11 protein-coding genes are annotated in these 13,520 nt (G+C 60.0%); all 11 read right to left on the bottom strand.

The features are described 5' to 3' along the window. Window positions 1-5: 5 nt before the first annotated feature. The 11 genes from murC to mraZ all read right to left on the bottom strand — a co-directional run bounded on the left by murC (window position 6) and on the right by mraZ (window position 13,170). Window positions 6-1,421 (bottom strand): UDP-N-acetylmuramate--L-alanine ligase, encoded by a 1,416-nt coding sequence (murC, locus tag HYX42_RS07090; RefSeq protein WP_293401295.1) that lies wholly within the window; start codon window positions 1,419-1,421, stop codon window positions 6-8. Next, window positions 1,418-2,497, bottom strand: coding sequence for an undecaprenyldiphospho-muramoylpentapeptide beta-N-acetylglucosaminyltransferase (murG, locus tag HYX42_RS07085; RefSeq protein ID WP_293401293.1), 1,080 nt, complete (start codon window positions 2,495-2,497; stop codon window positions 1,418-1,420). Before murG ends, murC begins: the two co-directional genes overlap by 4 nt. After that, window positions 2,494-3,738, bottom strand: coding sequence for a putative lipid II flippase FtsW (gene ftsW, locus HYX42_RS07080; RefSeq protein ID WP_293402420.1), 1,245 nt, complete (start codon window positions 3,736-3,738; stop codon window positions 2,494-2,496). The genes murG and ftsW overlap by 4 nt, the downstream gene beginning before the upstream one ends. 5 nt (window positions 3,739-3,743) lie before the next feature. Then, entirely contained in the window at window positions 3,744-5,513 is a 1,770-nt protein-coding gene (murD, locus tag HYX42_RS07075) for a UDP-N-acetylmuramoyl-L-alanine--D-glutamate ligase (protein WP_293401291.1), read from the bottom strand. Next, complete coding sequence (gene mraY / locus HYX42_RS07070; RefSeq protein ID WP_293401289.1) at window positions 5,510-6,688, bottom strand: phospho-N-acetylmuramoyl-pentapeptide-transferase; 1,179 nt, start codon at window positions 6,686-6,688, stop codon at window positions 5,510-5,512. The genes murD and mraY overlap by 4 nt, the downstream gene beginning before the upstream one ends. Then, on the bottom strand, window positions 6,678-8,072 hold the full coding sequence (gene murF, locus HYX42_RS07065; RefSeq protein WP_293401287.1) for a UDP-N-acetylmuramoyl-tripeptide--D-alanyl-D-alanine ligase: 1,395 nt from the start codon (window positions 8,070-8,072) through the stop codon (window positions 6,678-6,680). Before murF ends, mraY begins: the two co-directional genes overlap by 11 nt. Beyond that, the gene (locus tag HYX42_RS07060; protein WP_293401285.1) at window positions 8,069-9,559 is read right to left on the bottom strand and encodes a UDP-N-acetylmuramoyl-L-alanyl-D-glutamate--2,6-diaminopimelate ligase; all 1,491 of its coding nucleotides are present in this window, start codon (window positions 9,557-9,559) and stop codon (window positions 8,069-8,071) included. The genes murF and HYX42_RS07060 overlap by 4 nt, the downstream gene beginning before the upstream one ends. After that, on the bottom strand, window positions 9,556-11,289 hold the full coding sequence (locus tag HYX42_RS07055) for a penicillin-binding protein 2 (protein ID WP_293401283.1): 1,734 nt from the start codon (window positions 11,287-11,289) through the stop codon (window positions 9,556-9,558). Before HYX42_RS07055 ends, HYX42_RS07060 begins: the two co-directional genes overlap by 4 nt. After that, window positions 11,286-11,639 carry a cell division protein FtsL gene (ftsL, locus tag HYX42_RS07050; protein WP_293401281.1) on the bottom strand — a complete coding sequence of 118 codons (354 nt, stop codon included), beginning with the start codon at window positions 11,637-11,639 and terminating at the stop codon, window positions 11,286-11,288. Before ftsL ends, HYX42_RS07055 begins: the two co-directional genes overlap by 4 nt. Window positions 11,640-11,820: 181 nt before the next feature. Next, window positions 11,821-12,732 (bottom strand): 16S rRNA (cytosine(1402)-N(4))-methyltransferase RsmH, encoded by a 912-nt coding sequence (rsmH, locus tag HYX42_RS07045; RefSeq protein ID WP_293402418.1) that lies wholly within the window; start codon window positions 12,730-12,732, stop codon window positions 11,821-11,823. Window positions 12,733-12,741: 9 nt separating this feature from the next. Next, window positions 12,742-13,170: a division/cell wall cluster transcriptional repressor MraZ gene (mraZ, locus tag HYX42_RS07040; protein ID WP_293401279.1), complete on the bottom strand. Its 429-nt coding sequence runs from the start codon at window positions 13,168-13,170 to the stop codon at window positions 12,742-12,744. Between the last annotated feature and the right edge of the window lie 350 nt (window positions 13,171-13,520).

Below are 13,520 nucleotides of genomic sequence, written 5' to 3'. Positions count from 1 at the left end.
GACGGTCATGCCTTGCCCTCCTCTGCCCAGACGATGTCCACCACCTTTGCAGGCACGGCGCCTATAGACCCGGCACCCATGCACATCACCACATCACCGGCGCGCGCGTTGTCATAAATCGCTTGCGGCATGGCATCTATGTCGTCGACAAAAACCGGTTCGACCCTGCCAGCCACACGTATGGCGCGCGCCAGTGACCGGCCATCTGCCGCAACAATGGGCGCCTCCCCCGCTGCGTAGACCTCGGACAGCAGCACCAGATCGGCCTCCCCAATGACCTTCACAAAATCTTCAAAGCAATCACGTGTACGGGTATAGCGGTGCGGCTGGAAAGCCAGCACCAGCCGGCGGCCCGGGAACGCGCCGCGAGCAGCCGCAAGCGTGGCGGCCATCTCGACGGGATGGTGGCCGTAGTCTTCAATCACCGTGAACTGCCCGCCATCGCCGGCACGCAGGTCGCCATAACTCTGGAAGCGGCGGCCCACACCCTTGAAGTCAGCCAGCGCTTTCTGTACGGCTGCATCGGGAACGTTGAGTTCTACCGCCACGGCAATCGCCGACAGCGCATTCAGCACGTTGTGCTGCCCCGCCAGGTTCAGCTCGATGTCGAGGTCAGGCAGGGTCACACCGTTACGGCGCTGCGCGGTGAAGTGCATTTGTGCACCCACAGGCCGCACATTCACCGCACGGACCTGTGCGTCTTCACCAAAACCATAGCTGGTGATGGGGCAGGACACCTGAGGCACGATCTCACGCACCGCAGGATCGTCCGTGCACAGAATCGCTGTGCCGTAAAAAGGCATGCGGTGCAGGAAATCGACAAAGGCTTTCTTCAGGTTGCCGAAATCATGGCCATAGGTTTCCATATGGTCGGCATCGATATTGGTCACCACCGCCATGACGGGCAGCAGATTGAGAAAGGATGCATCGGACTCGTCAGCCTCGACGACGATGTAGTCACCGGAGCCGAGCTTGGCATTGGCGCCCGCGCTGTTGAGCCGGCCACCGATCACAAAGGTCGGGTCCAGCCCGCCCTCGGCAAGAATGCTGGCCACCAGGCTGGTGGTGGTGGTCTTGCCATGTGTGCCTGCAATGGCGATGCCCTGCTTGAGGCGCATCAGCTCTGCCAGCATGAGCGCGCGCGGCACCACAGGTATGCGCTTTTCACGTGCGGCCAGCACCTCGGGGTTGTCGGCCTGCACTGCGGTAGAGGTCACAACGGCATCTACTGTGGCCAGATTTTCAGCCGCGTGACCCACATAGGTCTTGATGCCAAGCGAAGCCAGGCGCCTGAGCGTCGGACTGTCCGAAAGGTCGGAGCCTGAAATGACATACCCAAGGTTGTGCAGCACCTCGGCGATGCCGGACATGCCGGAGCCACCCAGGCCGATGAAGTGAATGTTTTTGATGGCGTGTTTCATGTGGCCAGCTCCTCACAAGCGGCGACCATGCGCGCTGTGGCCTCTGTCTTTTGCATTTTTTTGGCCTGTACGGCTTTGTCAAGCAACGCAGTGCGCTGAATGTTTTTCAGGAAGTCCGCCAGTTTTTCGGCAGAGAGATCGCGCTGCTGTTCCATCCACCCACCACCCTGATCGACAAGGAATGTCGCATTGGTGGTCTGGTGGTCATCGACAGCTGCAGGGAAAGGAACGAACAGCGCCGCCGCACCAATGGCAGCAATTTCCGTGACCGTACTTGCGCCTGCACGGCAGATCACAAGGTCGGCCTGGGCAAACGCTGCAGCGGTGTCATCAATAAAAGGCGTCAGCGTCGCAGTGACGCCTGCAGCCTCGTAATTGGCGCGCAACTCGTCAATCTGTTTGGCGCCGCTCTGGTGTGTGACGACTGGTCGCCCAGACGGCTCAATCAGTGCGAGCGCTTTGGGAACCACGGTGTTCAGGCCGCGTGCTCCAAGGCTGCCCCCCACGACCAGCAGTTGCAGTGGGCCCGTGCGGCCGGCAAAACGCGCTGCCGGATCGGCTTGTGCGGTGAATGCGGGGCGCAATGGATTGCCCACCCATTCGGCGTTCTTGAACACCTTGGGGAAAGCGGTAAACACCCGGTCGGCCACCGTCGCAAGAATGCGGTTGACCATGCCGGCGACGGAGTTCTGTTCATGCAGCACCAGCGGTTTGCCCAGCAGCACGCTCATCATGCCGGCAGGAAAAGCGATGTAACCGCCCAGCCCCACGACCACATCGGGCCTGACCTTGCGTATCACCTGGATGCTTTGCCAGAAGGCCTTGAGCAAACGCAGCGGCAGGAAGGCCAGCGTGGTCAGGCCCTTGCCGCGTACGCCCGAAAAATCAATGGTTTCAAATGCAAAGCCGCGCGGGGGTACGAGCTGGCTTTCCATGCTCGGATGTTCAGCGCTGCCCTTGCCACCCAGCCAGTGGACGCGCCACCCTTTTTCCCGCAAGGCGTCTGCGACGGCCAGCCCCGGGAAGATATGCCCGCCGGTACCGCCAGCCATGATGAGCGCGCAGTGCTGTGTCATGCACGGCCTCCGCGCATAAGCAATCGATTCTCGTAGTCAATCCGAAGCACCACCGCCAGAGAAACAAGGTTCATCAGGATGGCGGAGCCACCGTAACTCATGAGCGGCAAGGTCAGGCCCTTGGTAGGCAATGCGCCCAGATTGACGCCAATATTGATAAAGGTCTGGAAGCCCATCCAGATGCCCACACCCTGCGCCACAAGGCCAGCAAACAGGCGGTCCAGTGCAATCGACTGGCGGCCTATGTGCATGATGCGGCGGGTCATCCACATGAACAGGCCGATCACCACCAGAACGCCGATGAAACCAAACTCTTCGCCAATGACTGCCATCAGGAAGTCAGTGTGCGCCTCGGGCAGCCAATGCAGTTTCTCAACACTGCCGCCCAGCCCCACACCAAACACCTCACCTCGCCCAAACGCAATCAGCGAATGCGAGAGCTGGTAGCCCTTGCCCATTGAATACTTGTCGCTCCACGGGTCAAGGTAGGCAAAGATGCGCTCGCGCCGCCAGTCACTGAGCATGACCATCAGGCCGAATGCGACCACCACCACGGCAGAGATCACAAAAAACATCCGGGCATTGACGCCACCCAGGAACAAAATGCCCATCGCGATTACCGAGATCACCATGAAGGCGCCCATGTCGGGCTCTGCAAGCAGCAACAGACCGACGATGGCAATCGCAATCGCCATCGGCATGACGGCGCGGAAGAATCGCTCCTTCACATCCATCTTGCGAACCATGTAGTCGGCGGCATACAGCAGCACCGCAAACTTCGCCAGCTCGGACGGCTGGAAGTTCATGAAGCCCAGCGTGATCCATCGGCGTGCGCCGTTGACGCCCTTGCCGATAAAAGGCACCAGCACCAGGATGAGCAGCATCAGCGATGCCACAAACAGCCAGGGCGCCACTTTCTCCCATGTGGTCATGGGCACCTGGAAGGCGAGTACGGCGACGATGAATGCAACGATCAGCGAAACCACGTGGCGCGTCAGGAAGTGGGTATGCGCATAGCGCGCAAATTTCGGGTTGTCGGGCATCGCCACCGAAGCGGAATAAACCATGACAAGGCCCCACATCAGCAAGGCCACAATGACCCAGACCAGCGCTTTGTCAAAACCCGCCATGCTGACCGGTGTCGATGGGCTGCGCGACAGGCTTTGCCCGCCCAGGCGTACCGGCAAAACATCCGATGTGGCTTTACCCAGACCGGAGAACCAGCCTGACAAACGCGTGATGGCAGTCACAGCGTCACCCCCTCATCAAGCGCCAGCGCCTGCACGGCAGCGTGAAAGACCCTGGCGCGGTGTTCGTAGTTGTCGAACATGTCAAAACTCGCGCAGGCTGGCGACATCAGCACGGCATCGCCGGTTTTTGCATGCTGTGAAGCCATGCTCACGGCCTCTTCCATGGTCACGGCATCCATGAGCGGCACCGACGTCCCCTCAAGCGCAGAACGTATGGCCGGGCCATCGCGCCCGATCAGCACCACCGCCCTGGCATAACGGGAGACCGGTGCAGCCAGCGGCAGAAAGTCCTGCCCCTTGCCTTCGCCGCCCATGATCACCACCAGCTTGCGATCTTCGCCCAAACCTGCCAGCGCAGCCACTGTGGCGCCTACGTTGGTGCCTTTGCTGTCGTCAAAATATTCAACGTCACGAATCACCGCGACGGACTCCACACGGTGGGGCTCGCCGCGATATTCGCGCAGGCCGTGCAGCATGGGTGCCAGATTGCAGCCCGCAGCGGTAGCAAGGCCAAGCGCTGCCAGCGCATTGGTGGCATTGTGCCGGCCGCGGATGCGCAGCGCGTCCATGGGCATGAGACGCTGGATAAACAGCACCACTTCTTCGTCCTTGCGGCGCTTGAAAGTTTCGTCAGCTTCAGTTGCACGCACCAGCCAGGCCATACCGTTGACTGTTTCAATGCCATAGTCGCCGGGACGTTCCGGACTGTTGCTGCCGAAGGTGATGTAGGGGCGCGGCGGAGGCTGCTTGCCTTTGACCGGCGGCGATGGCTTGGGCAGTGCCGCCATCACAGCGGTGTCATCGCGATTGAGCAACATCAGCCCATGGCCGTAGATGCGGTTCTTGGCCTGTGCGTAGGCCTCCATGGTTTCATGCCAGTCGAGGTGGTCCTGCGAGATGTTGAGCACCGTGGCGACTGTTGGCTCAAAATTATTCACGCCGTCCAGCTGAAAGCTGGAAAGCTCCAGCACCCACACTTCGGGCAATGCGGGCAGCGCCGGCAGGGGTGGTGGCTCTGCAGCAATCGTCGCCATGACCGGGATCAGGGCAGGTTCATCAGACTCATCTGTCCCAGGCAACTCGCCAGCTTCAATGGATTCAACGCCCTCACCCTCATCAGGCATGTCTTCTGTATCCGCATCAGGAGAGACAACAGGAGACACAGGCAACGCAGCAACCTGCTGTTCAGCAGCTTTTTCTTTCTCCTGCTCTTCTTCCTCCGCCTTCGCAGCAGCATCGGCCTGCGCCTGCAACGCTGCATCCAGCTTCTCGGCCAGTGTGTCCAGAAGCGTAGGTCCGATATTGCCGGCTACGGCGACAGTCTTGCCGGCACGTTGTACCAGTTGCGCGGCGAGCGATGTCACCGTGGTCTTGCCATTGGTACCAGTGATGCCTATGACCTGCGGCGAATAGCCGCGGTCATGCCTGAGATCTGCAAGTGCATGCGCAAACAGGCTGAGTTCGTTGCCGCGTGCAGTTCCCCTGGCCTCTGCCGCATTCATGACGCCGGCAATGGAGGCTGGCGACAGCCCGGGACTGCGCAGCACCATGTCAAACGGCGCACTGGCGAACAGGGCTTCGTTCATATCTGAATGCACAAAAACCACATCGGGCAGGCTGCTCTTGAGGGTTTCAAGCTGCGGGGGTGCAGCCCGGGTATCGGCAACAGTGACCCTGGCTCCATGGCGGACGCACCACCGCGCAAGGGCCAGGCCGGACGCACCCAGGCCCAGCACAAGAATGTTTTTCTGGTCGAGGTGTTTCATCTCAGCTTGAGTGTTGAAAGACCAACCAGGCACAGCAGCATGGTGATGATCCAGAAACGCACAACCACCTGGGTTTCTTTCCAGCCGCTCTTTTCAAAATGGTGGTGCAGGGGCGCCATCTTCAGGATGCGCCTGCCGGTGCCAAAACGCTTCTTGGTGTATTTGAAATACACGACCTGCAGCATCACCGACAGGGCTTCAGCCACAAATATGCCGCCCATGATGGCCAGCACAATTTCCTGGCGCACGATGACGGCCACAGTTCCCAAAGCTGCACCCAGGGCCAGCGCGCCCACATCGCCCATGAAAACCTGGGCTGGATGTGTGTTGAACCACAAAAATGCAAGACCCGCACCGGCCATGGCCGAACAAAAGATCAGCAACTCGCCGGAGCCCGGAATGTAGGGAAAGAGCAGGTACTTCGAGAAAACCGAACTGCCCGTCACATAGGCAAACACACCCAGTGCAGAACCCACCATCACTACAGGCATGATGGCCAGGCCGTCCAGGCCGTCAGTCAGATTCACGGCGTTGCTCGATCCCACAATGACCAGGTAGGTCAGGATGACAAAACCGAACACGCCCAGCGGATAGCTCACCTCCTTGACGAATGGAACCAGCAGACCTGCCTTGGGCGGAAGGTTGACATCAAACCCTGACTGCACCCAGCTCACAAACAGCCCGATCACCCGCAGGTTGGAACTCTCCGAAATGCTGAACACGAGGTAGAGCGCGGCAACCAGGCCGATCAGCGATTGCCACAAGTATTTCTCGCGCGAGCGCATGCCTTCGGGGTCTTTGTGTACGACCTTGCGCCAGTCGTCAGCCCAGCCGATGGCGCCAAAGCCCAGCGTCACCAGCAGCACGATCCAGACAAAACGGTTGGACAGGTCTGCCCAAAGCAGCGTGGCGATCGCAATCGCCAGCAGTATGAGTACACCGCCCATGGTTGGCGTCCCGCTCTTGTTGAGGTGGGTCTGCATCGCGTATTCGCGTATTGGCTGGCCGATCTTCAGCGACACCAGCCTGCGGATGACAAAAGGACCGGCAATCAGGCCGATCAGCAGTGCCGTCAGTGCAGCCATCACCGCACGCAGGGTCAGGTATTGAAAGACACGGAAAAAACCGAGTTCAGGGGAAAGCGACTGGAGCCACTGGGCCAGGTTAAGCAGCATGACGTTCCCCCTCAGGATTCTTTTGTGTGTAGTCGGTCATCGCCTGCACCGCGCGCTCCATCTTCATGAAACGCGAGCCCTTGACCAGTACGCTGCCAAGCCCGGAAAGCTCGGCGAGCACCGCCTTGTTAAGCGACTCGATGTCGGCGAAATGCCGGCCAGCCCCAAAACTGCTGGCCGCCAGTGCCGACTGCACGCCGAGCGCAAACAGTTTGTCGACGCCGCGTTCGCGGGCATATCCGCCGGCTTCACGATGAAAGGCCGGGCCTTCATTGCCCACCTCGCCCATGTCGCCCATCACCAGCAGACGCGGCCCAGGCAGTTCAGCCAGCACGTCAATCGCTGCACGCATGGAATCGGGGTTGGCGTTGTAGGTGTCATCCACCAGGTTGAGCGGCCTGCCGCCGACCTGGATCACCAATGCACGTGAACGCCCCTTGACCGGTTCGAAGGTGGAGAGTCCGGCAGCGATGTTCGTCAAGGGACAGCCTGCAGCCAGCGCACAAGCCGTCGCGGCGAGTGCATTCTTGACGTTATGACGGCCTGCGATCCGGAGCGTGAAATCAACAGGACCCCGGGATGTTTGCGCCTGGACGTCCCACGAATTTCCCGACCAGCGCGCTGAGCCCGTGACATCAGCAGTGCCGGCAGCTTCCGCAAAAGTCAGCACCTTGCGGGAACCAGCCAGAGATTTCCAGAGTGGTGTGTAGACATCGTCCGCCGGGAACACGGCGGTGCCCTCCCCGCCCAGCGATGCGATGACCGATCCGTTCTCCCGGGCGACAGCTTCCACTGTGGCCATGAACTCAAGATGTTCACGCTGCGCATTGTTGACCAGCGCTACCGTAGGCCGCGCAATCCCTGCAAGATAGGCAATCTCACCGGGGTGATTCATGCCCAGTTCGACCACACCCGCGCTGTGGTGCTGCCTCAGGCGCAACAACGTGAGCGGCACACCGATATCGTTGTTGAGATTGCCTTCGGTTGAAAACGCATCGCCCTGCTTCCATGCACGCAGGATGGAGGCAATCATCTGCGTCACGGTGGTTTTGCCATTGCTGCCCGTTACGGCAATCAGCGGCAAGTCGAATTGGGCGCGCCAGCCAGCTGCGAGACGCCCGAGGGCCAGCCTTGAATCCATGACTTCAAGGCCATCAAGTCCGGCAGCCGCCAGGCCGCCATGGGAAATGGCCGCCGTCGCCCCCTGCTGCCTGGCCTCGGACAAAAACAAATTCGCATCGAAACGCTCGCCCTTCAGCGCGACAAACAAATCCCCTTCCTGCAAGGTGCGCGTATCGGTATGCACACGCTTCACCGCCAGCAGGGGATTGCCCACCAGGACACCGGAGCCAACCCAGCCGAGCGCTTGCTGCAATGTCATCATGAGGCGCTCCCCATGGCAGGCGGCCTTGCAGCCAGTTCGGTTTCAGCGTGCGTTCGGTCAGAAAAAGGATGTCTGACGCCCTTGATCTCCTGGTAGTTTTCGTGCCCCTTGCCGGCAAGCAGGATGACATCAGCGGCTTTGGCTTCGCGTATGGCCTGCCTGATGGCCGATGCCCGGTCAGCTTCAACGTATACGGCATCACTGTGCGTCAGCCCGAGCAGGATCTGGCTGATGACGGCTGCAGGATTCTCACTTCGCGGGTTGTCACTGGTGATCAGCAAGCGGTCTGCATTTTTTTGTGCGACCGCGGCCATCAACGGACGCTTGCTGGCATCCCTGTCGCCACCGCAACCGAATACACACCACAGGCGTCCGTTGCGGCTTTGCGCCACGGGCTGCAATGCCATCAAGACCTTTTCAAGCGCATCAGGCGTATGGGCGTAGTCGATGACAACCAGCGGCATGCCTGCCAGGGCCAGTGTTTCAAGACGCCCCGGTACAGGCGACAAATCTTCACAGGCATGCGCGGCGTCTCGCAGGCTCACACCCAGAGCACGCATGGCGGCCATGACGCCAAGAAGGTTGGACACGTTGTAGAGGCCGACCATGGCTGTTGACAAACGTTGCCTGTCTGCGCCCTCAACCACATCAAATGAAAGACCTGCGAGGCCATGGTTTATCTGCTCGGCCCTGATGCGGGCGGGCCCGCCAACCGAGACCGTCCACACATCAAGGCCTGTACCCGACAGCACCCCGTCAAGTTCATGGCCACGGTCATCGTCGAGATTCAGGACGGCAGCTTCGAGGCCGGGCCAGCTGAAAAGCTTTTGCTTCGCTCCCCAGTACTCCGCCATCGAGCCGTGGTAATCGAGGTGGTCCTGGGTGAAGTTGGTAAAGATGGCCACCTTCACACGGGTCGCGTCGAGACGCTGTTCGGCGATGCCTATGGATGAGGCTTCCAGCGCGCACGCGGTGAAACCTTCATCAACAAAACGCCTGAGCTGCTGCTGCAGCAAAACCGGGTCTGGGGTGGTCAGGCCGTTAAAGACCATCGCGCCCGGCTCTCCTATGCCCAGCGTGCCGACAATGCCGCAGCGGCGACCGGTCTTTCCCAGCGCCTGCGCCAGCCACCACGCCGTCGAAGTTTTTCCGTTCGTTCCGGTCACAGCAACAACCTGCAGGTGTTTGCTGGGCTCTTCAAAATATGCGGCAGCTATGGGTGCGGCGGCAGACCTCAATCCGGCATAGGTCGCAATTTTTTCGTCCGCAAAATTGAAGCTGGCCGAGCCTTCGTCTTCAACCATGCAGGCCTGGGCGCCCGCTTCAATCACATCGCCCACATATTGCCTGGCATCGGTGGCCGCACCTGGCCAGGCAATGAACCCGTCACCGGCACCCACCTTGCGGCTGTCTGCCCACAGGCTGCCGGTGACGCGCGAACGCAGCCAGCCGGCGGCTTCAAGGGGTGTGTTCAGCCGGGTGTTCAAAACGACTCCACAACAGACTGGGTGACGATCTGCGGCTTGACCGACATGTCGGGCTGGACGCCCATCATGCGCAGGGTTTGCTGCACGACCTCACTGAATACAGGCGCGGCAGCCACCCCACCGAAGTAGTTGCCATCGCTGGGCTCATCGATCATCACGGCCACGATGATGCGCGGCGACTCGATCGGCGCCATGCCGGTAAACCATGCGCGGTACTTGTTGCTCGCGTAGCCCTTGCCCACCTGCTTGTGTGCCGTGCCGGACTTGCCGCCCACCGAATAACCGAGGGTCTGCGCCAGCTGGCCGGTGCCGCCCGGTGCCGCCGCCATCTGCAGCATGCGGCGCACGGCCTTTGCGTTTTCAGGCGAGAAAACCTTGATGCCGGCCGCAGGCTCGCTGCTCTTGAGCATGGTCACGGGAATGATCTGGCCGTCGTGCGCAAATGAGGTGTACGAATGCGCCATCTGGAACAGCGAGGCCGACAGGCCATAACCATACGACATGGTGGCCTGCTCGACTGGCCGCCAGGTCTTCCAGGGCCTGAGCCTGCCTGTCACCGCACCGGGAAACTGGATCTGCGGCTTCTGTCCATAACCAAGCGCGGTGTATGTGTCCCACATTTCATGTGGGCTCATCTTCTGTGCAATCTTCAGCGCACCGACGTTGCTCGATTTCTGGATCACACCTTCGACAGACAGCGTGCCGTAGTTGTGTGTGTCACTGATGGTGAAGCCGCCTATGTTGTACCGGCCTGGGGAGGTTTCAATCACCGTGTGGGGCGTGACACGCCCGGCCTCCAGAGCCATGCCGACCGTGATCGGCTTCATGGTGGAGCCCGGTTCGAACGTATCGGTCATTGCGCGGTTGCGCAGCTGTTCGCCAGTAAGATTCTGGCGCCTGTCTGGCACATAACTGGGGTAGTTGGCGAGTGCAAGCACTTCGCCGGTGATGGTGTCCAGCACCACCACGCTGCCACCTTTGGCCCTGCGCAACGTCACGGCATCGCGCAGCTTCTGGTAAGCGACGAACTGCACCTTGCTGTCGATGCTGAGCTGTATGTCCTTGCCTTCGAGCGGCGGGACCTGCTCGCCCACATCCTCCACCACACGGCCCAGCCTGTCCTTGATGACACGACGCGAGCCGGCGCGGCCCGAAAGATCCTTGTTGAAGGCGAGCTCGATCCCCTCCTGCCCGCGGTCTTCAACATTCGTGAAGCCGACAACATGCGCTGCGGTTTCGCCTTCAGGATACTGGCGTTTGTATTCCTTGCGCTGGTAAATGCCCTTGATGCCCAGCGCAGCAATCTTCTGCGCAACCGGGTCATCAACCTGGCGCTTGACCCAGACAAAAGTCTTGTCTTCGTTGCCGAGTTTTTTATTCAGTTCTGCCAGCGGCATCTCCAGAAGTTTGGCCAGTTCAGCCAGTTGCTGCTTCGTGGCTTCAACGTCTTCAGGAATGGCCCAGATGCTGGGCGCCGGCACACTCGATGCGAGAATCAGCCCGTTGCGGTCAAGAATGCGGCCGCGGTTGGCAGGAAGCTCCAGTGTGCGGGCAAAGCGAACCTCACCCTGGCGCTGGAAAAAGTCATTGCCGAACACCTGTACATAAGCCGCCCGCCCTGCGAGGCCTGCAAACGCAACCGCAATGCCGGCCACGATGAGCTTGCTGCGCCATACCGGCGTCTTGCTGGCCAGCAAGGGGCTTGAGGTGTAGAGAACGCTTTTGCTCATGGCGTGCCCCCACTCTGGCGTGCGGTCGCGCCGGTCTTCTTTTCAGTCTTCTCAACCACGGTCGCAGAAGCGGCAGCCCTGGGCGCACTGCTGTCCGTTGCGTACTGCGTGATGGCCGGCGTGACCGTTCGCATCTGCAGGTTTTCTTTTGCGAGCTTCTCGACGCGCAGGGGTGTGGCCTGGGCGCGTTTTTCGACCTGCAGGCGTTCGTTGTCGGATTCAAGCTTGCGGCTTTGCGCAGCAGCTTTTTCAAGCTCGACATACAGGCGGCGCGACTCATACTGCGTGCGCACAAGATAGAGCGCACTCGCCAGAACGGCAATCAGCAGTACGAGATTAAGCCTGGTCATGTGAACATGACCCCCACGCCTGTCACCGCGTGTATTGCGCTGCCCCCCGAGGGGGCCGCATTTTGCCTTGCGGCGGCACGGCGGCAAAATATCGCCCCCACGCTTGTCACTGCGTGTACTGCGCCGCCCCCCGAGGGGGCCGCATTTTGCCTTGGGGCGGCCCGGCGGCAAAACATTGCGCTCATGCTTCAGTCCTCTCCGCAACACGCATCACGGCACTGCGTGCGCGCGGGTTGCCCGCCACTTCTGCGTCGGAAGGCCTGATGCGCCCCAACCCCCTGAGCCTCATCTTTTTGGGCTCGGCGAAGGGCGCACGACGGTCGAACACTTCTTTCGAGTGCTCGGCAATGAATTGCTTGACGATACGGTCTTCAAGTGAATGAAAACTGATTACCACCAATCGGCCTCCCGTTTGCAATACTTTCAGCGATGCAGCTAGCGCCTGTTGAAGCTCTTCAAGCTCGGCGTTGATGAAAATCCGAAAAGCCTGAAATGTGCGCGTTGCAGGGTCCTTGCCCGGCTCGCGGGTTTTGACCGCGCCAGCCACGACTTCGGCCAGTTCAGCGGTGCCTCGAAGAGGGCCCCGTTCCTGTCGGCGACGATCAATCGCCTTTGCAATCTGCCCAGCAAACCGTTCTTCACCATAGTCACGAATCACCTCCGTCATGCTCTCGATGGATGCATCTGCCAGCCAGTCGGACACACTCTGGCCGCGCGTGGTGTCCATGCGCATGTCCAGTGGGCCGTCCGAACGAAACGAAAATCCGCGGGCAGGGTTGTCGATTTGCGGTGAGCTGATGCCAAGGTCCATCAGGATGCCCATGGCGCTTGATGCAGGCAATTCGCCGAGCTGGTTGAAGCCCTCGTGGCGAATCGAAAATCGCGCGTCCTTGATGCTGCCGGCCTCGGCGATCGCTTCCGGGTCCTTGTCGAAGGCCGTCAGCCGGCCCTCGGGCGACAGGTGCGAGAGGATCAGCCGTGAATGTCCGCCGCGCCCAAAGGTCGCGTCGATGTAATGTCCATCCGGCTTGATGTGAAGCGACTCTATGGCTTCGTTCAACAAGACGGTGCGGTGTGTCCATGTGTCCTGCACCGTCATCTTTCAGAACGAAAAGTCCTTGAAGACGTCGGGCATTTCGCCCTTCATCTGTTCGGCTTCCTGGGCGGAGTATGTAGCCGCATCCCAGAGTTCGAAGTAGTTGCCCATTCCAAGGAGCACGGTGTCCTTGCTGATGCCGGCGGCGGCGCGCAATTCGGGCGACACCAGCACGCGGCCGGTGGCATCCATGTCAACATCCATGGCGTTGCCGAGAAAGATGCGCTTCCACCACTGGGCCTGCATGGGGAGCGATGCGATGCGGTCACGGAATTTTTCCCACTCGCTGCGGGGGAAAATCATCAGGCACCCGTGCGGGTGCTTGGTCATGGTCAACTGGCTTGCACTGGTGGCGCTCAGGACGTCCCTATGCCGGGTTGGCACGGAGAGCCGACCCTTGGTATCGAGAGTTACAAAAGAAGCGCCCTGAAACACAGTTAAAAACCCTTAGAAAACACTTTTCACCACTAAATTGCACTTCCTCCCACTTTAGCAGGAAAGATTTACCACGCAAGGGCTTTGAAACAAATTTTTTCAATGAAATCAATGACTTAGAAGCATCTCTACAAGTCTTTTGAAATTCAAAAGATGTTCTACATTAAGCACTTAGCGCGTGCAATGAAAGTAGTGCTTTAAGGCTTCGGTGTTTTTTTGTTCAGGTTTGGGAAGATCTGTGCCTGACAGGACGGCATTTGCGCCAGGAACGGCCAGGCCACTGAAGCGCGTGCAACTGCCCGCCGGAATGCCACTCCATCGACAGGCAAGATCCCGCCAAACCCGATGTC

The organism is Polaromonas sp., from assembly GCF_016185115.1.
Taxonomy (GTDB): Bacteria; Pseudomonadota; Gammaproteobacteria; order Burkholderiales; family Burkholderiaceae_C; genus Polaromonas.
The sequence above is the reverse complement of the archived record's forward strand: the minus strand, read 5'-3'. Positions and strand labels throughout refer to the sequence as shown.

What these genes read in the sequence shown, in the direction of transcription:
- murC (WP_293401295.1), bottom strand. Translation starts at nt 1,421, where the DNA reads ATGAAACACGCCATCAAAAACATTCACTTCATCGGCCTGGGTGGCTCC.
- murG (WP_293401293.1), bottom strand. Translation starts at nt 2,497, where the DNA reads ATGACACAGCACTGCGCGCTCATCATGGCTGGCGGTACCGGCGGGCAT.
- murD (WP_293401291.1), bottom strand. Translation starts at nt 5,513, where the DNA reads ATGAAACACCTCGACCAGAAAAACATTCTTGTGCTGGGCCTGGGTGCG.
- mraY (WP_293401289.1), bottom strand. Translation starts at nt 6,688, where the DNA reads ATGCTGCTTAACCTGGCCCAGTGGCTCCAGTCGCTTTCCCCTGAACTC.
- murF (WP_293401287.1), bottom strand. Translation starts at nt 8,072, where the DNA reads ATGATGACATTGCAGCAAGCGCTCGGCTGGGTTGGCTCCGGTGTCCTG.
- HYX42_RS07055 (WP_293401283.1), bottom strand. Translation starts at nt 11,289, where the DNA reads ATGAGCAAAAGCGTTCTCTACACCTCAAGCCCCTTGCTGGCCAGCAAG.
- ftsL (WP_293401281.1), bottom strand. Translation starts at nt 11,639, where the DNA reads ATGACCAGGCTTAATCTCGTACTGCTGATTGCCGTTCTGGCGAGTGCG.